Genomic DNA, 23,545 nt, shown 5'->3' on the forward strand with positions numbered 1-23,545 from the left:
ACAAATTCCAGGAAAATCCTTAATCGCTCCCGCTTCGTCAGGACTACAGTTATAGAACCGCTTATGCACGAGATCTGGTCATGAATAAAACGCTGAAATGGGCTTTATGGAGTTCGTTGATGTTTTATGGTGCCGCCGCCAGCGCCAGCGAACTCTTTATGCTGCAATCCCCCGCCTTTGGGGATAACGCCTTACTGGAAAAACGCTTCGCCGGTAAGGCTGACAATAATCCTAACTGCACCGGCGATAACGAATCACCGGCGCTGATCTGGAGTAACCCGCCGGCCAATACCAAAAGCTTTGCGCTGATCGTCCACGATCCGGAAGGCGCGAAGGGTTTAGGCGTCACCCACCTGGTGGCCTATAACATTTCGCCGTCTGCTACCGGCCTTGCCGCCAACGATCTGCGGGACGGCAAAAACTTTACTGGCGGAAAAAATACCCCCGGCACCGATAAATGGCATGGGCCCTGCCCGCCGCCGGGCACAGGCGCACACCATTATACCTTTACGCTGATCGCCACCGAACAGGCGCCCGATCTGCCTGCCGGTTTAACCCGCGAGGAGTTGCTGGAAAAACTGAAAGGTAAAGCGCTGGGCGCCGCCGGGTTAATCGGCCGCTTCGGGCAGTAACGCCCTCGCCAGCAGAGCGTTAAGTTCAGGAATACAGGATCCGCAATTGGTGCCGCAGCGCAACGTTCTGCCGAGCGAGGCGACGGAATGGCAGCCGTTGCGGATCGCCTCCTGAAGGGTATTTTCCCCCACGCCGTAACAACTGCACACGGTGCGGCCCGGCGCTGTCTGCTCGTCCGCCGCCTGACCGCTTAACAGCGCATGTCGTTCAAACGCGGTCGCGGGGGCACGGGCAAAGGCCGCTTCCACCCGCGCGCTGTCTGTTTCCGGCAGATGACGATCGCTCCAGAAGGCAAGCATTAACTCCCCGTTGTGCCAGGCAAGCAGATGCCACGCGGTTCCGGCCTGCGCCTGTTGTAATTGCCAGCCCTGCGCCTCGCAAAATGCCATCAGCCACGGCTGCGCCGGTTTATCGCCTGCCAGCGTATAGTGCGTCACCGACGCGGCCTTACGCAGCCAGTGCACCGACGGCGGTAGAGTGACGTTGTCACGACCGAACAGCTCCCCCTGCCAGGCGGGTTGCCAGACACTGATACGCACGGCGGTCTGTTTGCTTTCCGGTTGCCCCGACTGCGGACAGCATACCGGCGCGACCAGCGTATTGACCTTGCCCTGGCGGGCGAACACCGCGTTCCAGTGCATGGGGACAAATAATGATCTAGGGCGCTGCGCCTCGCTGACGAAAGCCCGCGCCACCATCAGGCCCCGTGGGGAACTGATGCGCAGCAGATCGCCGGTTTGAACGCCATGCAGTGCCGCGTCTGAGGGCGCGATCTCCACCCGCGGTTCGGCGATGTGCTGCATCAGCCGCGCCACCGTGCCGGTGCGGGTCATGGTGTGCCACTGATCGCGAATGCGACCGCTGTTGAGGATGAAAGGATAGCGCGCGTCGGGCCGGGCGCGGGGGCGTTCCGGCAATACCGGCAACATACGCAACCGCCCGCTGTCGCGCCAGCCCCGGGTCAGATCGAGGGGTTTTCCCACCGGCCACTGCACCGGCGTCATCTCATCCCATTGTTCACGGGTGAGGTTTGCCAGCGGACTGATATCAAACGCCCGCCTGCCGTTGTTTTCATAGCCGGAGAGCGCGGCATGCTCGCTGAACACCTCATGGACGTGCTGCCAGGCAAAAGCCTCGCCGTAGCCCAGTTGCCGGGCAATTTGCGCGACGATCCACCAGTCGGGGCGCGCCTCGCCGGGCGACGGCAAAAACGCCCGCTGACGCGAAATGCGCCGCTCGGAGTTGGTCACAGTGCCGTTTTTTTCACCCCACGCCTGCGCCGGAAACCGGATATGCGCAAAGCGGCTGGTGTCGGTATCCGCCGCCACCTCCGAGACGATGACCAGCGGGCATGTCGCCAGCGCCTGGCAGACCGCGAGACTGTCCGGCAGCGATACCGCCGGATTAGTACCCATGATCCATACCGCTTTCACCTCGCCACGTCCGATGGCCTCAAACAGCTCTACCGCCATCAGCCCCGGCGTCTGCGCCAGCCGCTCCGTACCCCAGAAGCGCGCCACGCGGGCCAGATCCTCAGGTTCAAAATTCATGTGCGCCGCCAGTTGCGTCGCCAGCCCGCCCACCTCGCGCCCGCCCATGGCATTCGGCTGACCGGTCAGCGAAAACGGCCCGCAGCCCGGGCGGTGTATTTTACCGCTCGCCAGATGCACGTTAATGATGGCGTTGCATTTGTCGCTGCCGCTGGCGGACTGGTTAATCCCCATGGTGTAAAGCGTGATGGCGCGCGGCGCGGAGATAAACCAGTCAAAAAAGGTATTGACCTCCATAAGCGGCAGCTCGCAAAACTGCGCCACCCGTTCCGGCGGCCAGTCAGCGGCCACGGCAGCTGCCTGTTCCCCCTCATCAAACGCCCCTGCCTCGCCGCCGCGCTGCATAATGGCGTGCAGCAGGCCGACAAACAGCCCGCCATCGCTGCCGGGCGCCAGCGCCAGGTGCAGGTCGGCGATGTCGCAGGTGGCGGTGCGGCGCGGATCGATGACCACAATTTTCATCTGCGGGCGTTCACGTTTCGCCTGCGCCAGCCGCTGATAAAGCACCGGGTGCGCCCAGGCGGCGTTGGATCCCACCAGCACCACCAGATCGCTCTGCTCCACATCCAGATAGCTGCACGGCACCACATCCGCGCCGAACGCCCGTTTATAGCCGGTCACCGCCGAGGACATGCACAGTCGCGAATTGGTGTCGATATTTGCCGCGCCGATAAAGCCCTTCATCAGTTTGTTGGCGGCGTAATAATCCTCGGTCAGCAGCTGGCCGGAGGCGTAAAACGCCACCGCCTGCGGGCCGAATTCATCAATAATGCTGCGCAGGCGATCGCCCGCCGTGGCCAGCGCCTGCTCCCAGTCGCAGCGCTCGCCGTCCACCTGCGGGTGCAGCAACCGTCCCGCAAGGCCGGTGGTTTCCCCCAGCGCCGCGCCTTTAACACACAGCCGCCCGACATTTGCCGGATGGTTTTCATCGCCGCGCACGCTGACCTCGCCCTGATCCACGCGGGCAATGACGCCGCAGCCGACGCCGCAGTACGGGCAGGTTGTCCGGGTTTCCGTCATGATGCCTCCGCGCGCAGCAGCAGGGCCTGATTGCCCACCCACACTTTGCCGTTTTCAATTTTTACCGGCCAGGCGCGAACCAGCGGCTCGCCGTTGTCCGGCGCACGCCCGTCCCGCAGACGAATGCGCTGTTTGTAGAGCGGCGAAATGACAATCGGCTCACCCGCTGCGTCACCGATCAGACCGCGTGACAGGACGTTCGCCTCGCTGCCCGGCTCCAGATCGTCCAGCGCATACACCGAGTGCCCGCAGCGGAACAGCGCGATCTGCCGCTCGCCGATACGCGCGCCGATCCCTGCCTGCTCCGGGATTTCCTCGACGCCGCAAATTGCCTGCCAGGGTTTGCCGAGGGCCTGAGCATCGCCATTAATGGACGTTTTAAACTGCGCCAGCTGTTGGGGATCGTTAAGCGTGGTCTGCCACTCGCACTGGTAGGTTTCCACGATACGCGCCATCTCCTGCTCCAGTTCTGCCCCCAGTCCCAGCGAATCCTCCAGGATCACCTCACGCAGATAGTCGATGCCGCCCTCCAGGTTATCCATCCATACGCTGGTGCGCTGTAAACGGTCGGCGGTGCGAATGTAGAACATCAGCAGACGATCGACGGTACGGATCAGCGCGGCTTCATCCATATCGCTGGCAAAGAGATCCGCGTGGCGCGGCTTCATGCCGCCATTACCACAGACATACAGGTTCCAGCCCTTTTCGGTGGCGATGACCCCGATGTCTTTACTCTGCGCTTCGGCGCATTCCCGGGTACAGCCCGACACCGCCATTTTGATTTTGTGCGGCGCGCGCAGGCCCTTGTAGCGGTGCTCCAGCGTCACCGCCAGCCCGGTGGAATCCTGCACGCCGTAACGGCACCAGGTGGAGCCGACGCAGGATTTCACCGTACGCAGAGATTTGCCGTAGGCGTGCCCGGTTTCAAAACCGGCGTCCGCCAGTTCCCGCCAGATGTCAGGCAGTTGATCGAGCTGCGCGCCAAACAGATCGATACGCTGTCCGCCGGTGACTTTGCTGTACAGCTGGTATTTTTTGGCGATCTGCCCGACGGCAATCAGCCCGTCGGCAGTGACCTCCCCGGCGGGCATGCGCGGCACCACGGAATAGGTGCCGTCTTTCTGGATGTTGGCAAAGAAGCGGTCGTTAGTGTCCTGCAACGGCAGATGGGCAGGTTTGCGCAGATAATCGTTCCAGCAGGACGCCAGCACCGAGCCGACCAGCGGTTTGCAGATCTCGCAGCCCTGCCCCTGACCGTAGCGGGAAATCAGCTGATCAAAGGTGTGGATATGGTTGACGCGTACCAGGTGGTAAATCTCCTGCCGGGAATAAGCAAAGTGTTCGCAGATGTCTTTTTTCACCTCCACGCCCTGGGCGGCGAGCTGAAATTCCATCACCTGCTTCACCAGCGCGCTACAGCCGCCGCAGCCGGTCGCCGCTTTGGTGCAGCTTTTGATTGCCCCCATATCAGACGCCCCGGCGCTGACCGCCTGGCAGATGTCTGCCTTGCTGACGTTATGGCAGGAGCAGATCTGCGCGCTCTCCGGCAGCGCTGCCACGCCGAGGCCTTTCGCCGGGCTGCCTGCCAGCTGCGGTAAAATCAGGCTTTCCGGCTGCGCGGGCAGCGGCAGATCGTTAAGCATCATCTGTAACAGCGTGGCGTAGTCGCTGGCATCGCCCACCAGCACGCCGCCGAGCAGCTTTTTGCTGTCCTGGCTGATGACGATCTTTTTGTAGGTCTGGTGCGGGCCGTCGGTCCACTGGTAGCTGAGGCACTTCGGCGTGCGCCCCTGCGCATCGCCAAAGGACGCCACGTCCACCCCCAGCAGCTTGAGTTTGGTGCTCATGTCTGCACCGGTAAAGATCGCGTTTTCCCCGGCCAGCTGAGCGGCGGCCACCCTCGCCATCTGATAGCCCGGCGCAACCAGACCGTAGATTTTGCCCTCCCACAGGGCGCATTCGCCGATGGCGAAAATGTCGTCATCGCTGGTGCGGCAGGCGTCGTCGATGCAAATGCCGCCGCGCTCGCCGATGGTGAGATCGCAGCCCCGCGCCAGCGCATCCTGCGGACGGATGCCTGCGGAGAACACCACCATATCGGTGTCCAGCGTTCCGCCGTCGGCGAACTGTAACGCCATGCCGCTGTCGGTTTCGACAATGGCGGTGGTGGATTTACTGGTGTGCACGCCGACGCCCAGCGCAGTGATTTTCCTGCGCAGCATCTCCGCGCCCGGAGCGTCCAGCTGCACCGCCATCAGGCTGGGGGCGAACTCCACGACATGGGTTTCCAGGCCAAGCTGTTTTAAGGCATTCGCCGCTTCCAGCCCCAGCAGACCACCGCCGATCACCACGCCGCGTGTGGCGGTGGCGGCGCTTTCGCGGATACGGTCCAGATCGTCAAGGGTGCGATAGACAAAGCAGCCCGGCAGATCGCGCCCCGGCACTGGCGGTACAAAAGGATACGAGCCGGTGGCCAGCACCAGCTTGTCGAAATGGGTTTCATGCCCGGCGGTATCGCGCACCACGCGCAGATCGCGGTCGATTTCCGCCACCCGGCAGCACAAACGCAATTCGATGCCGTAGCGGGCGAAGAAATCGTCCTCCACCAGCGACAGGGATCCCGCGCTGCGCCCGGAAAAGTATTCTGACAGATGCACACGATCGTAAGCGGCGTAACGCTCCTCACACAGCACCACGATCTGATACGCCAGATGCAGATCGCGGCTGACGCACTGTTCTAAAAAATGGTGGCCGACCATGCCGTGTCCTGCCACTACCAGCGTTGGTTTTGTCATTGTCTTATGTCCTTCAGCCTGTGGCCGGGTTGCGAAACGGTCAAAGAGCCAGTCAGCACTGGCGGGTTGCGGGGTGGCGAGCAGTTCGGTAAGGGTGGACGCGCTCCGACAGTCGCCCATCAGCAGCACGCCCGCGAGCCTGCCGTCGCGGATCAGCAGACGGCGGTAATGCCCGGACAGCGGATCGAAGCTGTGCCAGGTTTGATCCCCGGCGTCGGCGTTTACCTGACCGGCGCTGAACAGATCGATGCCGGTGACTTTTAAACGCGTGCCGCTGTCGTGCCAGTGAAAATCGTCGCCGGGCTGGTCGCACAGACGGGCCGCCAGCACGTCGGCCTGTTGCAGACAGGGGGCCACCAGTCCCCAGGTCTGGCCGTCGATTTCGCAACATTCGCCGAGGGCGCTGATACCGCTCATAGTGGTGCGCAGCTGACGATCCACCACAATACCGCGCCGGCACGGGATGCCGCTGGCCTGCGCCAGCGACGCGTTGGGTTTCACGCCGGTGGCGATGACCACGCGCGACGCCGGAACGGTGCGCCCGTCGGTCAGCGTGACGGCCTCCTGCCCGATGTCCGTGATACCGCTGTTCAGTTCGCAGGTGATACCGCGCGCCCGCAGGTGTGCCGCCAGCAGATCCCCTGCCCGGAGATCCAGCTGCTGCTCCATCAGGCGATCGGCGCGGTGCACCAGCGTGACACTGTCACCACGGCGGGCAAAGGCCGCCGCTGCCTCCACGCCCAGCACGCCGCCCCCGAGCACCACCACCGGCCCGCGCGTTGCCAGCATGGCGTTGACATCCGCCAGCGTGCGAAATGCAAAAACGTGCGGCTGCGCATGACCGGGAATGGGTGGAATAAAGGGCAGCGATCCGGTGGCAAACACCAGTTCGTCCCAGGAGAGCTGGCGCTGATCGGTTTGTAGCGTTCGCGCTGCATGATCCACCGCCAGCACCCGTTCGCCGTAGAGCACGGTAATGCGGTTCGCGTCGTACCAGTCCTCAGGCAGCAGCCGCGTATTGGCAAAAGGCTTTTCCCCGCTCAGCACGGGGGAAAGCTGAATGCGGTTATAGGCCGCGCAAGGCTCGTCGCCGATAAGGGTGATGGCAAAGCGCGTCGCATCGCGGCTGATAAGCGCCTGCGCCAGCCGGGTCGCCGCCATACCGTTGCCGATAATGATCAGTTGCCGCATCATCGCTGCCCCTTACGCCGCTTTCGGCTGTTTTTCGTAGAGGAAATGCAGGATTTGCTGACGCAGGTGGTGGTAGCGGCTGTCTTCCGCCAGCGCCACGCGGTGTCGCGGACGCGGCAGGTTTACCGCCAGCACTTCCCCCACCGTCGCCGCCGGGCCGTTGGTCATCATCATCACGCGATCCGAGAGCAGTACCGCTTCATCCACATCGTGAGTGATCAGCACGATGGTGGTATTCAGCGACTGCTGGATCTGCATCACGGTGTCCTGCAAATGGGCGCGGGTCAGCGCATCCAGTGCGCCGAAGGGTTCATCCATCAGCAGCACTTTTGGCTTCATCGCCAGCGCACGGGCAATGCCGACGCGCTGCTTCATGCCGCCGGACACCTCATCCGGGCGCTTGTGCAGCGCATGGCCCATCTGCACGCGCTCAAGGTTGTGCTCGATCCACTCGCGGCGCTCGGCTTTGCTCATGGTGCGGCGAAACACCTGATCCACAGCCAGCGCCACGTTGTCAAAGCAGGTCAGCCACGGCAGCAGCGAGTGGTTCTGGAACACCACCGCGCGTTCCGGGCCGGGGCCGGCGATTTCGCGGTTATCGCAGATCAGCCCGCCCTCTGTGGGCAGCGTAATGCCGGCGATCAAATTGAGCAGCGTCGATTTGCCGCAGCCGGAGTGACCAATCAGACTGACGGTCTCCCCTTCGTGAATATCAAAAGAGACGTTTTGCAGCGCGAGGAATTCACCGCTGGCGGTGGCGAAACGCTGGCTGACGGCCTGCACCTGAATAATGGGTTTCATACGCGACTCCTTATTTATCCTGCCAGCTGAAACGGCGGGCGATGAGCATCAGTCCCTGCTCCAGCAGCAGACCTACGACGCCGATGATGACGATGGCGATGAGAATGTTTTCCACGTTGAGGTTGTTCCACTCGTTCCAGATCCAGAAGCCGATACCTGCGCCGCCGGTGAGCATTTCGGCAGCCACAATCACCAGCCAGGCGATGCCAATGGACAGCCGCACGCCGGTGAGCACCGCGGGCAGTACCGCCGGGAACAGAATGCGGCGCAGCACCGTCCATTCAGAAAGCTGTAACACGCGGGCGACGTTGAGGTAGTCCGCAGGAATGCGCTTCACCCCTTCGGCGGTGTTGATCACCATCGGCCAGATGGAGCAGATAAAAATGGTCCAGCTGGAGGCGGGCTCGGCTTTCTGAAACAGCAGCAGGCCAATCGGCAGCCAGGCCAGCGGGCTGACCGGACGCAGCAGCGCGATCAGCGGTGTGAACATGCGCGAGAAAAAGACAAAGCGGCCAATCAAAAAGCCGAGCGGGATCCCCACCAGCGCCGCCAGCCCGAAACCTATCGCCACGCGCTGCAGGGAGGCCAGCACGTTCCAGCCGATGCCCATGTCGTTAGGCCCGTCGTTGTAAAAGGGATCGGCAAACAATGTCAGGGCGGAATCCAGGGTGGAGAGCGGCGTCGGGAAGCCTTTGCTGTTAATGGCGGCCAGCTGCCAGGCGACCACCAGCAGTCCCAGACCGAGCAGCGCGGGGATAATACGCTGCGCAACATCGCGCAGATGGCGATTCAGGCGCGGCGTGCGGCGGCGCACCTGCACCGGCGGCAGGACGATCACTTCGCCCTGGGTGGTTTCCGGCTTAACGGTGATTTTTTTCTGTGCAAGTGTCATGTCATGCCCCTTTACGTTGAATGGCAAAACGGCTGGCGTACCCTTCCGGATCGGTGCCGTTCCAGACGGTGCCGTCAATAAGCGTGCTGGCGCGCAGCGGTGAAGAAGGCAGCGAAATCCCCCCGACCTGGGCGGCGGCATCGCTGAAGATGTCGGTGCGGTTGATGCGAGCCGCGATGGCGGCATAGTCCGGTGCGGTTTTAAGCAGTCCCCAGCGTCTGAACTGGGTCAGGAACCACATGCCGTCGGAGTGCCACGGATAGTTAACCTGTCCCTCATTGAAGAAACGGATGGCGTGGGCGTCCTGCCAGCGGCGGCCTGCGCCGTTGTCGTACTCCCCCAGCAGACGGCCGGTAAGAAACTGTTCTTTGGTATTAAGCCAGGCGCGACGGGCAAGAATGCGCGCGGTTTCGCGTTTGTTTTCCGCCGAGGCGTCGATCCAGCGGGCGGCCTCCAGCACCGCCGCCACCAGCGCCCGCGCGGTGTGCGGATTCTGCTCCACCCAGGCGCGGCGGGTGCCGAGGATTTTTTCCGGATGATCGGGCCAGATCTCCTGCGAGGTCGCTGCGGTAAAGCCGATGCGATCGTTAATGGCGCGGGTGTTCCACGGCTCGCCGACGCAAAACCCGACCATATTGCCGATACGCATGTTCATCACCATCTGCGGCGGCGGCACCACCACGGTGCGGATATCGTCAAAGGGGTTGATCCCGGCGTTAGCCAGCCAGTAGTAGAGCCACATGGCATGGGTGCCGGTCGGAAAGGTGTGTGCGAAGGTGTAGCTGCCTGGCGCGCTCTGGCCGATCAGGGTTTTCAGTCCGGCGGCATCACGAATGCCTTTCTCCTGCAACTCCGCCGACAGGGTGATCGCCTGGCCGTTCTGGTTCAGCGTCATCAGGTTCGCCATCGCCTGGGGTTTGGGGCCGATGCCCATCTCCAGCCCGTAAAGCAGCCCGTACAGCACGTGCGCCGCATCCAGCTCGCCGGAAGTAAGTTTGTCGCGCACCGCCGCCCAACTGGCTTCTTTGGTTGGTACAAGGGTGATGCCATATTTTTTATCGAAGCCTTTAAGGGCGGCGATCACCAGCGGCGCGCAGTCGGTAAGCGGGATAAAACCGACGCGCACGATCTGCTGCTCCGGCTTGTCAGAGCCTGCCGCATAAGCCGCCTGCATCACGCCCGGTAACAACAGGCTGCCGCCCATAACGGCGGTGGCCTGTAACAGGCGTCGGCGGGAAAGAGAAAAGGTTGAATCAGCCATCACCACTCCTGAAGCAAAAAAAAGCGCCCGGCAGTGCTTTCGCACCGCAGGACGCCTTTATCCTCAAAACCTGCCTGCCGCCATTGGCGGGCCGGTTCAGTATGTTGTGACAGGAGTAATGCAAAGGGGATGCCAGGTTTCAACCCCTCACCCCGGCCGTCTCCGCAGATCGTAGGCCCGGCAAGCCTGCGCCGCCGGGCGGGACGGACGGCACGATGTCTGTTGCCGGGTGGCGCTGCGCTTACCCGGCCTACACTGAATCCCGCGCACCGGGCATGTGCATCTTTTGCCCGTAAACCGTGCAACTACTCCTTTTGGATTACTGCCAGAGATTTTTCACCGTTAACAGCGCCCGGGCGATCTCCACCATGCGCTGGTTTTTGTCCATCGCCATTTTGCGCAGGCACTGCCATGCCTGCTCTTCGGTCATATTCTGGTGTGTCATCAGCACGTGCTTGGCGCTGTCGATCACCTTGCGCTCGTCGAGGGAGGCTTTCAGCGACGCCAGCTGCGTAGTGAGCTGATCCAGTTCGCGCGCCTGCTGGCGCACCAGCGGCAACAGCTGATGATCAGAGCACAGCGACAGCCCCTCCCCGGCGGGTTCAAGAAAGGCGGCGCTTAGCGGCGGGGCCTGATCCTCTTCCGCCAGTAAGGTCGCCACGGTATGCATCAGGGCGTCGATCAGTGATTCTTCCAGCGCGCGTAGCTGTTCCAGCCGCTGCGTGTGCAGCACAAACCAGCGCAGCGCGTTTTCCCCCTGATCCTGCGGCGGCTGACGGGTACAGGCCAGACGACGCAGCTGTTCGATCTCCAGCGTCGCCCCGCAGCGGGCGTGAAAAATGTCGCTCAGTTCGCCGGTGGTGAGCGAAAGGAAAGTATCAAAACAGGGCTGCTGACCGTCGATGCGATCCACCAGCCGCTGGCGCAGGGCGTCGCTGAAATGACCGAGGGTAAAACCAAGCGCCCCCAGCGCCCGCTCCTGCCCCGCCAGCTCTTTACCCTGCATCAGGCTGTAGAGCGCCACCAGCGGCTGCACAATGCGCGGATCGTCGAGGGTGTCGTTCAGCTGCGGCACAATACTTAACAGATGACGGATGGTGGCACTGAACTGTTCCATGGCTTCCGCTGCTTCTGTTCGTTGTTCGTGCACGCGCTGACGTAATTCAGGCAGCTGTTCCAGCCCCCAGAGCGCGGAGGCGATACGCTGGCACAGGGCGCTGCTGTTCAGCGGCTGGTCAAAACGCAGCAGCGGCAGCAGCGCCTGCCGTTGTTCATCCACCAGCGCGCGGCTGGCGCGACACTCGGCTTCATACAATCGCCCCTGCGAACAGAGCCAGATGTTGGAAGCGCCGCGTTCGCACTGTAGCATATGCACCAGATGGCAGATCCTGCTTGCCAGCTCACCCGACTGCGCCAGCTGGCGGAGTTGTTGTTTCTGGATCTGGCGCGCGTAACGAAACCAGTCGATGGCGCTGTTCGCGCGGTCAGCATTTATGGTCATGCTTATTCTCCCGGTCAATGTGTCCGCTGAATAAAGCAATAATCATGCCTTGTCGAAGGAGTGAAAATGCAAAAGATAGTGATCGTCGCCAGCGGCGCGGCGTACGGCAGTGAATCCCTGTTTAACAGTCTGCGTCTGGCTATCGCCCTGCGTGAGCAGGATCCTGCCCCCGAACTGCGGCTGTTTTTAATGTCCGATGCCGTCACCGCCGGGCTGCGCGGCCAGCGTCCTGCCGAAGGCTATAACATTCAGCAGATGCTGGAGATCCTCACCGCGCAAAACGTGCCGGTGAAGCTGTGCAAAACCTGCACCGATGGACGCGGCATCAGCGCGTTGCCGCTGGTAGAGGGTGTGGAAATCGGCACCCTGGTGGAGCTGGCGCAGTGGACGCTGGCGGCAGACAAAGTGCTGACTTTTTAATAATCACGCTGCTTTAATATATATTTCTTATAGATGTCATACGGGCATCAAGTTTGCCTGCTGCGTTGCCGATAGCTTTTTTATAACAACACAGCAGGTACAACATCATGATCAGGTCCATTCGCGCGCGCATTATTGTGGCGACAGCAGGCTGTCTGGCTATCGCTTTGCTTCTTAACACTATTATTAATTATCAGGTGGCCCGTCAGGACAACCAGCAGACCCGGCAGGATATTTTAACCAGCACGAGTAACAGCCACAGTCTGGCAATCGCCGACTGGGTGAACAGCAAGATGACGATGATCGCCTCGTTACAGAGCGTGGCGGTGCAGGACGATCCGGTGCCGGTCTTCAAACAGATCGCTCAGGCGGGCGGTTTTACTAACGTTTATGTCGGCAATGCGGCGAAAACCGCCAAATTCTCCGATCCCACCGGCGTGCCCGCAGATTACGATCCCACTATCCGCCCCTGGTATCAGCAGGTGCTGAAAGCCGATGCGCCAGTGGTCACCGCGCCCTATGTGGACGCGGGCACCGGTAAGTTGGTGGTGACCTTTGCGGTGCCGGTGAAAGTGAACGGTACGCTGACGGCGGTGGTGGCCGGTGATGTGACCATGGACAGCGTGGTGGCGAACGTACAGGGTATTCAGCCCACGCCGCAAAGCAGCGGCCTGCTGCTGGACAGCGACGGCACGGTGATCGCCGCCAGCGACCCCGCGCTGACCTTAAAACCCTTCAGCGACGCCATCCAGGGCGTGGAATTCAGCGCCCTTAAAGCGGGTCACGCTGAAGACGGCACGCTGGCCGGTGCCGACAAAACCCTGCTCGCCTCGCCGGTGAAAGGCACACAGTGGCTGCTGGTGGTGGCGCTGGATGACAATGATGCCACCAGCGGACTGAGCGCCCAGCTTAAAGCTTCGGCGCTGTCGCTTGTCGTGCTGGTGCTTACTGGCGGCGCGGTGATGCACTGGCTGGTGGCGACCCTGCTTAAACGCCTGGTCACCATCCGCGATGCGATGCACGCCATCAGCAACGGCACCGACGATCTGTCCCAGCGTCTGCCGGAAAACGGCAACGATGAGGTGGCGGAGATCGCCCGTGCCTTTAACGCCTTCAGCGATAAGCTGGCGGTGGTGATGGTCAAACTGCGGGATTCCAGTACCTCGGTGAAATTCGCCGCCCGGGAGATCGCCGCCGGTAACCAGGATCTCTCCGGACGTACTGAACAGGCCGCCTCCAGTCTGCGCGGCACTGCCAGCGCCATCGAGCAGATCACCGCCTCGGTGGGCCAGTCCACCGATTCCGCCGCCCTGGCCAATACCCAGGCGCAGGCCGCCTCTGAAGCCGCATCACGCGGTGGCGACGTGGTGAAACAGGCGATCACCACCATGCAGTCTATTGAAGAGGCATCGTCCAAAATCGGCGACATCACCAGCGTCATCGACGGCATCGCCTTCCAGACCAATATTCTGGCGCTGAACGCCGCGGTGGAAGCGGCGCGGGCCGGGGAACAGGGCCGCGGTTTCGCCGTGGTGGCCGGGGAAGTGCGAACCCTTGCCAGCCGCAGCGCGCAGGCGGCGAAGGAGATCAAATCGCTGATCGAATCCACCACCCAGAGCGTGTCGACCGGCTCACGTTATGTGCGGCTGGCAGGGGAAAGCATGGGGGATATTGTATCGGGCATCGACAGCGTATCGGTGATCATGCGTGAAATCACCGTCGCCACCAGCGAGCAGATGAAAGGCATTCAGGAAATTAACCACGCGGTGATCGACCTTGACCGCATGGTGCAGCAGAACGCTGAGCTGGTAGTGGAATCTGCGGCAGCGGCGGATGCGCTGCAATTGCAGGCAGCGGAGCTGGCGGAAACCGCCGGGCACTTCCGCATCTGAGTCTACGGCAGCGCGGCGTGCGCTGCCGGTCCTGTCAGGCAAAACCTGGCTGCATCTCCGGGCCGGGTTTTTCGTCGCATAATAAGCGGCGTACTTTACCCACCAGATCGTTTAAGCAGTCGTCGTGCATGCCGAGCTTAATCAGCTCCTGCTCCAGCGAGAAAAGATACTGCGCGTTGGTGCCGAGCGGGCCGCTGGCGGCGGCAATCAGCGGGGCGATCACCTGGGCGCGGGTATCGGATTCATAAAGCGCATGTCGCGGATCCATAATAAAGACCAGCGCGTTAATGGTACGGCCATCGTCGAGGGTGAGTTTGCACCAGCTCGGCAGATAGCAGCCGGTGATCATCTCGCGCTTCCACAGCAGCGAAAGTTCGTCGTGCAGGGTGTCATCGGCGAGCCGGTAGGCCACGCCCGTGGTGCGTCCGCCCTCTTTCAGGGCAAGCATGCGACCCGGCTGGCAGGCGCTGCCCCGTCCGGCGGTCAGGCGCAGGCAAAAGGCACGATGCCAGCCAACCAGGGTGCCGGTACAGGATTCGGTATATTCCAGCGCCGGGTTCCACATCAGGGAGCCATAGCCAAAAATCCACACCGGGCCATCGTCCGGGCGGCAGGCCAGGGTCGCCGCCAGCGAGGCTGCCCGCTGTTCTGCTGACCAGAGCAGGGATTCTTCTATCTCGCCAAAAGCCGTTTTACAGTCGGCCTTCATCAAAAAATCACGCGTTAACATCGTTTACCTCCACCACTGCGTGCATCCATGCGACTACTTTTTTGACGCCTTCCAGGCTTTTTTGGTGCTTTTTAAGAAAGCAACCCGCTACGACGATATGCAATTCACGGGCCGCTTGCAAGCCAGACGCAGGCGTAAGCGGCTCACTTATTGTTATCGGGCGGTGGAGGAAAATCTAAAGCGTATTTATTTCAGCTGATTATTTCCTTTTGTGCCATTTGTCGTCATCACCCTTTTCATAGTCATGTTTCACCGCTGCCCACGCCACTTTGTGGGCGGTCTCTTCACGGCTGGCATCGCCCTTGCGATCCTCTTTATCTTTGTACTGATCCCAGGCGCTGTTGAAGGCTTCTTTATAGATATCCTGCGCATGGGCAGGTAGCACATGTTGTACGCTGTCCGGTAAGTCGGTTCGGGATTTAAACGGCATGATAAGTCCTCAGTCAGGGATAAAACCTAAGTGTGGACGACAACCGGCATTGCTGCCAGCGCAGAGGTATTTTTGAAAATCAAACGATATAAATAACTGTTATTAATGGGTATAAATATAATATCTTATAAATATAGCCACTTCATATTGATAATATGATTTTCCCGTAAAATTAGGTAAACATAACACCGCTTATTAACAGGATCTGTTATTTTACCGGTCTGCTGAATTTTCAAACTAAACTTATTACGCACCTGCAAACACGGAGATGGATAATGCCGACAACGATCGAGGCGGTTAAAACCCGCCACAAGGAGACCTCCCTCATTTTCCCGGTAGTGGCCCTGGCAGTGCTGCTGCTGTGGGGAAGCAGCCAGTCACTGCCAGTGGTCATTGGTATCAACCTGCTGGCGCTGGTCGGGATATTAAGCAGCGCATTTAGTGTGGTACGCCATGCCGATGTTCTGGCACACCGCCTCGGCGAGCCTTACGGTTCATTAATTTTAAGTCTTTCCGTCGTTATTCTCGAAGTGAGCCTTATTTCCGCCCTGATGGCGACCGGCGATGCCGCGCCGACGCTGATGCGCGATACGCTCTATTCCATCATTATGATTGTGACCGGCGGTCTGGTGGGCTTTTCACTGCTGCTGGGTGGTCAGAAATTCGCCACCCAGTATATGAATCTGTTTGGCATTAAACAGTATCTGATCGCCCTCTTCCCGCTGGCGGTGATTGTGCTGGTCTTCCCCATGGCGCTGCCGGGCGGTAATTTCAGCACCTCGCAAGCCCTGCTGGTCGCGCTGATTTCCGCCGCCATGTACGGCGTTTTCCTGCTGATCCAGACCAAAACGCACCAGAGCCTGTTTGTTTACGAGCATGAAGATGATGGCGATGATGACGATCCGCACCACGGCAAGCCCTCCGCGCACAGTAATCTGTGGCACGCGCTGTGGCTGATTATTCATCTGGTTGCGGTTATCGCCGTCACCAAAATGAACGCGAATCCGCTGGAAACGCTGCTGACGGAGCTTAACGCCCCTGTCGCCTTTACCGGTTTCCTGGTGGCGCTGCTGATCCTCTCGCCGGAAGGCCTGGGCGCGCTGCGCGCGGTGCTGAATAATCAGGTGCAGCGTGCGATGAACCTGTTCTTTGGTTCGGTGCTGGCGACCATTTCTCTGACCGTACCAGTAGTGACGCTGATCGCCTGGGCGACGGGTAACGATCTGGTGTTCAGCCTGGGCGGGCCGGAGATGATTGTTATGCTGTCCGCGCTGTTGCTGTGTCAGCTGTCATTCTCGACCGGTCGCACCAATGTGCTGAACGGCGCGGCGCATCTGGCGCTGTTTATCGCCTATCTGATGACGATATTCGCCTGACAACGGACGGGAGTGTAGGCCCGGCAAGCTTGCGCCGCCGGGCACAAAACCTGGCAAAGTGTTCGTTTTATGTCAGGTGTCGCTGCGCTAACCTGACCTACTCAAAATAACGCTTACATAAGTGAAAACGTCACGCCGGGATGGCGTGACGTCGGGCAGGAATTAGTGCTCGGTATCCAGCTCAGGGAAGCTTTTCACCAGATCGTCAATGGCTTTGATCTGGGTGAGGAACTGTTCCAGCTTCGCCAGCGGCAGTGCGGACGGGCCGTCACACTTCGCGTTATCCGGGTCCGGGTGCGCTTCGATAAACAGACCCGCAAGCCCCGTTGCCATGCCGGCGCGTGCCAGCTCGGTCACCTGACCGCGACGGCCGCTTGACGCCGCGCCAAAGGGATCGCGGCACTGCAGGGCGTGGGTCACGTCGAAAATCACCGGGGAGTTGCCGGAGACTTTCTTCATCACGCTGAAGCCGAGCATGTCCACCACCAGGTTGTCGTAGCCGAAGTTAGCGCCACGGTCGCACAGGATCACCTTCTCGTTACCGCCTTCGCGGAATTTATCCACGATGTTGCCCATCTGGCCAGGGCTTACGAACTGCGGTTTCTTCACGTTGATCACCGCACCGGTTTTCGCCATGGCTTCCACCAGGTCGGTCTGACGGGCTAGGAAGGCCGGCAGTTGGATCACGTCAACCACTTCGGATACCGGCTGCGCCTGGCTGGCTTCGTGCACGTCGGTGATCACTTTCACGCCAAAGGTCTGCTTCAGCTCCTGGAAGATTTTCATCCCTTCTTCGAGGCCCGGGCCACGGTAGGAGTGAATAGACGAGCGGTTGGCTTTGTCAAAAGAGGCCTTGAACACGTACGGAATACCCATTTTCTGCGTAACAGTCACGTAGTGTTCACAAATACGCATAGCAAGATCGCGTGACTCCAGCACGTTCATACCGCCAAACAGCACGAACGGCAGGTCGTTTGCCACGTTAATATCGCCAATGCTAACCACTTTTTGTTTCATAGGATCGCCTTATCAGGTTTGGATCGGGAGGTATCAGTGCAGCGTGATCTGCTTGTGCGCGATGTTGTTAATCTGCGCGCGGATCATTTCGCTGATCGGATCTTCCGGACATTGTTCTACAAAATAACTTAAATCATTGAGCGCGACATGGTCGCAGTCGAGCTGGGCATAAATCAGGCCGCGGTCGCGAATTTCATACGGATCTTCGGGATTGAACTGTAACAGCGCTTCGCTGGCGCGCAGGGCCAGCTCCATTTGCTGCTCTTCCATCAGCGCCGATTTCAGCGTATCCAGCAGTTTGCGGATCACTTCGGCGTTGTCGGCCTCGTCCAGATCTTCATTAAAGAGTTCCGCAATGGGGCTGATATTACCCTTGAGCCACACTTCGAGGGTGTGCTCGTCCAGCGTGTCGCCGTTGAACGGATTGATCAGCCACATTTCGCTGTCCATCCATTCGGCGCGTAAAATTAACTGCGTCGGGAAGATCACCGGCATCAGCGGAATATCCAGCCTGTCCGCGACCCACAGCAAAATGGCGCCCAGTGAAACGGCGCTGCCCTGACGATTTTTCAGCACGTGATCCAGCCACAGAGCATCTGACAGGCGGTAGACGCCGCGCGTGTCCCGAAAGCCCCACTCACCGTAAAACAGCTCGATGAGTTTCTCCAGTTGCCAGTCCTGAGGCTTCGCCTCGCTAATCTCTTCCCGGGCCAGACTGACCAGCCCTTCCAGCTCGTCGTAGACATACTGTGAGGGGAAATCATCGCGGATCAACTCCGATACGAGGATCATCCCGTCACATAACGGCGCTTTATTAAATTCGAAATCTGCCAACGACTTCATCATTTACCCCAGTAACGGTATTTTTGTGGTGGCGAGTTTAATGATGATGTACAGCACCACCAGCCCCAGCAGAAGCGCGATAAACCCGGCCTGCTGGCTGCGAGGGCAACATTACCCCTGCGCAAGAAAACCCAAAACGCTGTGATGATAACGCCAAATGACGTCTGCGTCAGCCATGCCGCTTTCATCATCGTGACAACAGCGACGAGAAAAGGCATGCCGAGACGGGTTAAAGCATTCACCGCGCTTATTCCTGTAGCGCTAACCGGCCAAGCGTGATGCGCTCATTACCGCCATAATCGCGACAGGTTTCGATCTGCGCATAACCCTCTGCGGCAAAACAGGCGCGCACGGCGGCGCCCTGCTGCCAGCCATGCTCCAGTAGCAGCGTTCCGCCGGGTAGTAAGAATGATTGTGCGTGATGGATAATCCACGCCAGATCCGCCATGCCCTGATCGCCCGCCACCAGCGCGGTGCGCGGTTCAAAGCGCACATCCCCCTGCGACAGGTGCGGATCCTGCTCATCAATGTAGGGCGGGTTACTGACGATCATCGCAAACCGCTCGCCGTCCAGCGCGCTGAACCAGTGGCTTTGCAGCACACTGACGTTGCGGATATGCAGATGCTCCGCGTTGCGCCGGGCAAGGGCCACAGCGTCGGGCATCATATCGACGGCAATCACATCGCAGTCCGGGCGTTCGCTTGCCAGCGCCAGCGCGATTGCGCCGGTGCCGGTGCCCAGATCCAGAATACGACAGGGTGAGTCAGGCAGACGCGCCAGCGCCTGTTCCACCAGACATTCGGTGTCCGGACGGGGTATCAGCGTGGCGGGTGAGACGAAAAGCGGCAGCGACCAGAACTCCCGTACGCCCACCAGATGCGCCACCGGCTCGCCCTGCACGCGGCGCGCCAGCAGTTCGCTGAGCTGCGCCTGTTCTGCGTCCGTCAGCAGCGTCTCGCCGAAGGCAAGAATAAAAGTGCGGGCGCGTCCGGTGACAAATCCCAGCAGGATCTCGGCATCGCGCCGCGGGCTGTCGCTGCCCGCAAGCTGTTCAATGGCAAGGCGTAGCCAGGCGTGGTAATCCATCAGTCCTGCTCGGAAAGCGCGGCAAGCTGATCGGCCTGGTATTCCTGGACGATAGGCTCGATCAGCATATCCAGTTTTCCTTCCATCACTTCATCCAGACGGTAGAGCGTCAGGTTGATGCGGTGGTCGGTTACGCGGCCCTGCGGGAAGTTATAGGTGCGGTTGCGATCGCTACGGTCGCCGCTGCCCAGCAGGTTACGGCGCGTGGACGCTTCGGCCTGCTGGCGTTTGGCGATTTCGGCGGCGCGAATACGCGAACCCAGCACGGAGAGCGCTTTGGCTTTGTTTTTGTGCTGGGAACGTTCGTCCTGGCACTCCACCACGATCCCGGTCGGAATGTGGGTGATACGGATCGCCGAATCGGTGGTGTTAACGTGCTGACCGCCCGCGCCGGAGGAGCGGAAGGTATCAATACGCAGATCCGCCGGGTTGATGTCCGGCAGTTCCGCTTCCGGCAATTCCGGCATCAGCGCCACGGTACAGGCGGAAGTGTGAATGCGGCCCTGGGATTCGGTGGCCGGTACGCGCTGTACGCGATGACCGCCGGATTCAAATTTCAGTCGGCCATAGACGCCTTCGCCGCTGATTTTGGCGATAATTTCTTTATAACCGCCATGCTCGCCTTCGTTGGCGCTCATGATCTCCACGCGCCAGCGGCGGGATTCCGCGTAACGGCTGTACATGCGGAACAGATCGCCGGCAAAGAGCGCGGCTTCATCGCCGCCGGTTCCGGCACGCACTTCTAGGTAGGCGTTACGTTCATCATCCGGATCGGTCGGCAGCAACAGCACCTGCAGATGCTGTTCCAGTTGTTCGGTTTTCTCTTTCAGCTCGCGCAGTTCTTCCTGCGCCATGTCGCGCATTTCCGGATCCTCGAGCATCAGCTGCGCGGTTTCCATGTCTTCCTGAACCTGTCGCCAGTCAGTAAAGCAGCGTGAGACATCGCTCAACTGAGCGTATTCGCGCGATAAGGCACGAAAACGATCCTGATCGGCAATGGTCCCCGCGTCGCCCAGCAGCGCCTGTACTTCTTCATGACGCTCGTGCAGGGCTTCCAGTTTGGCAACGATAGAAGGCTTCATAGGCGTAAATGCACCCTGTTCTGTTATTAGAGGTTGTTGTGCTACTCCAGCCCGAGGCTGTTGCGCAGAATATGCAGGCGTTCGTCATCCCCGTTACGGGCAGCCTGCTGAAGAGATTTGGTTGGGGCGTGGATCAGCTTGTTGGTCAGTTTCCACGCCAGATCCTGCATGATGGCCTGCGCATCGCCGCCCTTTTCCAGGGCTGCGAGGGCTTTTGCTGTCAGTTCATCCCGCACCTGTTCGGCCTGGCTGCGGTATTCGCGAATGGTCTCGCTGGCGCTTTGCGCACGCAGCCAGGCCATAAATTCGCTGGTTTCCTGCTCAACGATGGTCTCCGCTTCCACGGCGGCGGCTTTGCGCTGCGCCAGGTTGTGGGAAATGATGCTCTGTAAATCATCGACGCTGTACAGATAGGCGTTCGCCAGCTTGCTGACGTCCGGCTCGACGTCGCGCGGCACGGCGATATCCACCAGCAGCATCGGCTGGTTACGACGGGCTTTCAGGGCGCGTTCCACCATGCCTTTGCCGATGATCGGCAGCGGGCTGGCCGTGGAGCTGATAATAATGTCGGCGTCTTTCAGGCGCTCATCGATATCGCTGAGCGAAATCACCTCGGCACCCACTTCATCCGCCAGCACCTGTGCGCGTTCGCGGGTGCGGTTGGCGATGATCATGTTCTTCACTTTATGCTCGCGCAGATGACGCGCCACCAGTTCGATGGTTTCACCCGCGCCGACCAGCATTACCGTGACGGTGGATAACGATTCAAAGATTTGACGCGCCAGCGTACAGGCGGCGAAGGCGACAGAGACGGCGCTGGCACCGATGTCAGTTTCCGTACGCACGCGTTTGGCCACCGAGAAGGATTTCTGAAACATGCGCTCCAGTTCGGTGGCGTTAAGGTGCCCGCGGCTGGAATCGGCAAAGGCTTTCTTGACCTGGCCCAGGATCTGCGGCTCGCCCAGCACCAGTGAATCCAGCCCGCTGGCGACGCGCATCAGATGGCTTACAGCGTCGTTGTCCTGATGCCAGTAGAGGCTTTTACGCAGTTCTTCTTCATTAAGATGATGGTAATCGCACAGCCAGCGGATCAACGCTTCCTGTAAATCGTCACGCTCTTCCACGCTGAGGTAAAGCTCGGTGCGGTTGCACGTCGAGAGCACCACGCCGCCCTGCACCATTGGCTGAGCCAGCAGGCTTTCCAGCGCCTGGTCGAGCGTATCCGGCGAAAACGAAACACGTTCTCGCAACGCAACAGGCGCAGTTTTGTGGTTGATGCCGAGCGCTAAAAGGGTCATGTCAGCGGGAGTAGTACCAGCGTTGATAAGGTTAGTCTGTGCGCATCATACAGGATGCGTGAGGTCAATAAAAGAGAGCGCCCCCTTTTGGAGTAATCGATAATATAATGATTTAAGACAAGTTGAACGTAGACGCTGTGCCGCCGCGGCGCTAGCATTAACGATATAACTGCAACGTATTACAAGGATTTTTCCTCATTATGATGTCAGCCAATACCCGCCTGCTCCGCCTTCTGCCGCTCGCCAGCCTTGTGCTGACCGCATGTACACTCACCGCGCCAAAAGGACCGGGTAAAAGCCCTGACTCCCCGCAGTGGCGGCAGCATCAGCAGGAAGTGCGTAATCTTAACCAGTATCAGACCCGCGGTGCCTTTGCCTATATTTCCCCTGAGCAGAAAGTTTATGCCCGTTATTTTTGGCAGCAAACCGGCCAGGATAACTACCGTCTGCTGTTGACCAATCCGCTGGGCAGCACCGAGCTTGAGCTGAGCGCCCGTCCGGGTAACGTGCAGATCGTCGATAATAAAGGCCAGCGCTATACCGCGACCGATGCGGAAGAGACCATCAGCAAGCTGACCGGCATGCCGATCCCGCTCAATAGCCTGCGCCAGTGGATCCTGGGTCTGCCGGGCGAGGCGACAGACTACAAACTCGACAGCCAGTACCGTCTGAGCGAACTGAACTACTCTGAAGGCGGCAAAACCTGGAAAGTGGTTTACGGCGACTATGACGAGAAAACCAAACCGAGCCTGCCCGCCAATATGGAGCTGACGCAGGACGGACAGCGCATCAAACTCAAAATGGATAACTGGATTGTGAAATGATGACCCAGTGGCCCTCTCCGGCAAAACTTAATCTCTTTTTATACATTACCGGTCAGCGCAGCGATGGTTATCACGAGCTTCAGACGCTGTTTCAGTTTCTGGATTATGGTGACACCCTCAGTATCGCGCCCCGTCACGATGGCGCTATCCGCCTGCTGACGCCGGTGGCTGGCGTGCCGGATGAGGAAAACCTCATCGTGCGCGCGGCGCGGTTATTAATGGACGCCGCCCGTCAGCGTGATTGTCTGCCAGCCGGGAGCGGCGCTGACATCCGCATTGAAAAACGTCTGCCCATGGGCGGCGGTCTGGGCGGCGGTTCATCTAATGCCGCCACCGTGCTGGTGGCGCTGAACCATCTCTGGGGCTGCGGCTTGTCGGTGGATGAACTGGCGGATCTGGGCCTGCAACTTGGCGCGGATGTGCCGGTATTTGTGCGCGGTCATGCGGCCTTCGCAGAGGGCGTGGGTGAGCAGTTGATCCCGGTCGATCCGCCGGAAAAATGGTATCTGGTGATGCATCCCGGCGTCAGTATTCCTACCCCGGTTATTTTCAAAGATCCTGATTTGCCAAGAGACACGCCGAAAAGGTCAATTAATACGTTGCTAAATTGTGAATTCGGCAACGATTGCGAGGTTATCGCAAGAAAACGTTTTCGCGAGGTTGATGCCGCGCTTTCCTGGCTGTTAGAATACGCGCCGTCGCGCCTGACTGGCACAGGAGCTTGTGTCTTTGCTGAATTTGACACCGAGTCCTCTGCGCGTCAGGTGCTGGAGCAAGCCCCGGACTGGCTACATGGTTTTGTCGCGAAAGGTGTAAACCTTTCTCCACTGCACCAGGCTATGTTTGGGCAACCTGAGCTCCGGTGACAACGTCACCCTGTTCCAGACGTTGCATCGCGCTCT

At 60.0% G+C, this 23,545-nt stretch carries 19 protein-coding genes and 1 pseudogene; 6 read left to right on the forward strand and 14 right to left on the reverse strand.

The genetic code is table 11. The features are described from left to right. Nucleotides 1-80 precede the first annotated feature (80 nt). Nucleotides 81-632 (forward strand): YbhB/YbcL family Raf kinase inhibitor-like protein, encoded by a 552-nt coding sequence (locus BMF08_RS16690; protein ID WP_072568660.1) that lies wholly within the window; start codon nucleotides 81-83, stop codon nucleotides 630-632. Here the strand turns inward: BMF08_RS16690 and BMF08_RS16695 are convergent. From BMF08_RS16695 to nasR, 6 genes are all read right to left on the reverse strand, one after another. Beyond that, nucleotides 609-3,203, reverse strand: coding sequence for a nitrate reductase (locus BMF08_RS16695; RefSeq protein WP_072568661.1), 2,595 nt, complete (start codon nucleotides 3,201-3,203; stop codon nucleotides 609-611). The genes BMF08_RS16690 and BMF08_RS16695 overlap by 24 nt on opposite strands. Then, entirely contained in the window at nucleotides 3,200-7,192 is a 3,993-nt protein-coding gene (nirB, locus tag BMF08_RS16700) for a nitrite reductase large subunit NirB (RefSeq protein WP_072568662.1), read from the reverse strand. The genes BMF08_RS16695 and nirB overlap by 4 nt, the downstream gene beginning before the upstream one ends. 9 nt (nucleotides 7,193-7,201) lie before the next feature. Next, nucleotides 7,202-7,990, reverse strand: a complete 789-nt coding sequence (locus BMF08_RS16705) for an ABC transporter ATP-binding protein (protein WP_072568663.1) — start codon at nucleotides 7,988-7,990, stop codon at nucleotides 7,202-7,204. 10 nt (nucleotides 7,991-8,000) lie between these two features. After that, complete coding sequence (gene ntrB / locus BMF08_RS16710; protein ID WP_072568664.1) at nucleotides 8,001-8,882, reverse strand: nitrate ABC transporter permease; 882 nt, start codon at nucleotides 8,880-8,882, stop codon at nucleotides 8,001-8,003. 1 nt (nucleotide 8,883) lies between these two features. After that, a complete protein-coding gene (locus tag BMF08_RS16715) occupies nucleotides 8,884-10,143 on the reverse strand; it encodes a CmpA/NrtA family ABC transporter substrate-binding protein (RefSeq protein ID WP_072568665.1) in 1,260 nt (419 codons plus the stop codon). 319 nt (nucleotides 10,144-10,462) lie between these two features. Continuing rightward, the gene (gene nasR, locus BMF08_RS16725; protein WP_072568667.1) at nucleotides 10,463-11,644 is read right to left on the reverse strand and encodes a nitrate regulatory protein NasR; all 1,182 of its coding nucleotides are present in this window, start codon (nucleotides 11,642-11,644) and stop codon (nucleotides 10,463-10,465) included. Nucleotides 11,645-11,710: 66 nt separating this feature from the next. On the opposite strand from nasR, the gene BMF08_RS16730 reads away from it, so the two are divergent. Both BMF08_RS16730 and BMF08_RS16735 read left to right on the forward strand, forming a co-directional pair. After that, a complete protein-coding gene (locus BMF08_RS16730) occupies nucleotides 11,711-12,064 on the forward strand; it encodes a DsrE/DsrF/TusD sulfur relay family protein (protein ID WP_072568668.1) in 354 nt (117 codons plus the stop codon). 107 nt (nucleotides 12,065-12,171) lie between these two features. Further along, nucleotides 12,172-13,956 carry a methyl-accepting chemotaxis protein gene (locus BMF08_RS16735; RefSeq protein WP_072568669.1) on the forward strand — a complete coding sequence of 595 codons (1,785 nt, stop codon included), beginning with the start codon at nucleotides 12,172-12,174 and terminating at the stop codon, nucleotides 13,954-13,956. A gap of 34 nt (nucleotides 13,957-13,990) precedes the next feature. Here the strand turns inward: BMF08_RS16735 and BMF08_RS16740 are convergent, their stop codons facing one another. Together BMF08_RS16740 and chaB are read right to left on the reverse strand one after the other, a co-directional pair. Beyond that, nucleotides 13,991-14,686, reverse strand: coding sequence for a gamma-glutamylcyclotransferase (locus BMF08_RS16740; protein WP_072568670.1), 696 nt, complete (start codon nucleotides 14,684-14,686; stop codon nucleotides 13,991-13,993). Between the two features lie 199 nt (nucleotides 14,687-14,885). Next, complete coding sequence (chaB, locus tag BMF08_RS16745) at nucleotides 14,886-15,116, reverse strand: putative cation transport regulator ChaB (RefSeq protein ID WP_072568671.1); 231 nt, start codon at nucleotides 15,114-15,116, stop codon at nucleotides 14,886-14,888. Nucleotides 15,117-15,391: 275 nt separating this feature from the next. Between chaB and chaA the strand changes: the two genes are divergently transcribed. Further along, nucleotides 15,392-16,492, forward strand: coding sequence for a sodium-potassium/proton antiporter ChaA (chaA, locus tag BMF08_RS16750; RefSeq protein WP_072568672.1), 1,101 nt, complete (start codon nucleotides 15,392-15,394; stop codon nucleotides 16,490-16,492). A 162-nt stretch (nucleotides 16,493-16,654) separates the two neighbouring features. Here the strand turns inward: chaA and kdsA are convergent, their stop codons facing one another. From kdsA to hemA, 6 genes and pseudogenes are all read right to left on the reverse strand, one after another. Next, nucleotides 16,655-17,509 carry a 3-deoxy-8-phosphooctulonate synthase gene (gene kdsA / locus BMF08_RS16755; protein WP_072568673.1) on the reverse strand — a complete coding sequence of 285 codons (855 nt, stop codon included), beginning with the start codon at nucleotides 17,507-17,509 and terminating at the stop codon, nucleotides 16,655-16,657. A 33-nt stretch (nucleotides 17,510-17,542) separates the two neighbouring features. Next, complete coding sequence (gene sirB1, locus BMF08_RS16760; protein ID WP_072568674.1) at nucleotides 17,543-18,352, reverse strand: invasion regulator SirB1; 810 nt, start codon at nucleotides 18,350-18,352, stop codon at nucleotides 17,543-17,545. A gap of 3 nt (nucleotides 18,353-18,355) precedes the next feature. After that, nucleotides 18,356-18,537, reverse strand: a pseudogene (locus tag BMF08_RS16765) (siroheme synthase); the annotation flags it as partial. 62 nt (nucleotides 18,538-18,599) lie between these two features. Next, complete coding sequence (prmC, locus tag BMF08_RS16770) at nucleotides 18,600-19,439, reverse strand: peptide chain release factor N(5)-glutamine methyltransferase (RefSeq protein ID WP_072568675.1); 840 nt, start codon at nucleotides 19,437-19,439, stop codon at nucleotides 18,600-18,602. Next, the gene (gene prfA / locus BMF08_RS16775; RefSeq protein ID WP_072568676.1) at nucleotides 19,439-20,521 is read right to left on the reverse strand and encodes a peptide chain release factor 1; all 1,083 of its coding nucleotides are present in this window, start codon (nucleotides 20,519-20,521) and stop codon (nucleotides 19,439-19,441) included. Before prfA ends, prmC begins: the two co-directional genes overlap by 1 nt. 41 nt (nucleotides 20,522-20,562) lie before the next feature. After that, the gene (gene hemA, locus BMF08_RS16780; RefSeq protein ID WP_072568677.1) at nucleotides 20,563-21,819 is read right to left on the reverse strand and encodes a glutamyl-tRNA reductase; all 1,257 of its coding nucleotides are present in this window, start codon (nucleotides 21,817-21,819) and stop codon (nucleotides 20,563-20,565) included. Between the two features lie 200 nt (nucleotides 21,820-22,019). Between hemA and lolB the strand changes: the two genes are divergently transcribed. Together lolB and ispE are read left to right on the forward strand one after the other, a co-directional pair. Then, the gene (lolB, locus tag BMF08_RS16785) at nucleotides 22,020-22,643 is read left to right on the forward strand and encodes a lipoprotein insertase outer membrane protein LolB (protein WP_072568678.1); all 624 of its coding nucleotides are present in this window, start codon (nucleotides 22,020-22,022) and stop codon (nucleotides 22,641-22,643) included. Further along, complete coding sequence (gene ispE, locus BMF08_RS16790) at nucleotides 22,643-23,509, forward strand: 4-(cytidine 5'-diphospho)-2-C-methyl-D-erythritol kinase (protein WP_072569460.1); 867 nt, start codon at nucleotides 22,643-22,645, stop codon at nucleotides 23,507-23,509. Before lolB ends, ispE begins: the two co-directional genes overlap by 1 nt. The last annotated feature ends 36 nt before the right edge of the window (nucleotides 23,510-23,545 follow it).

Source organism: Enterobacter sp. SA187, from assembly GCF_001888805.2.
GTDB lineage: Bacteria > Pseudomonadota > Gammaproteobacteria > Enterobacterales > Enterobacteriaceae > Enterobacter_D.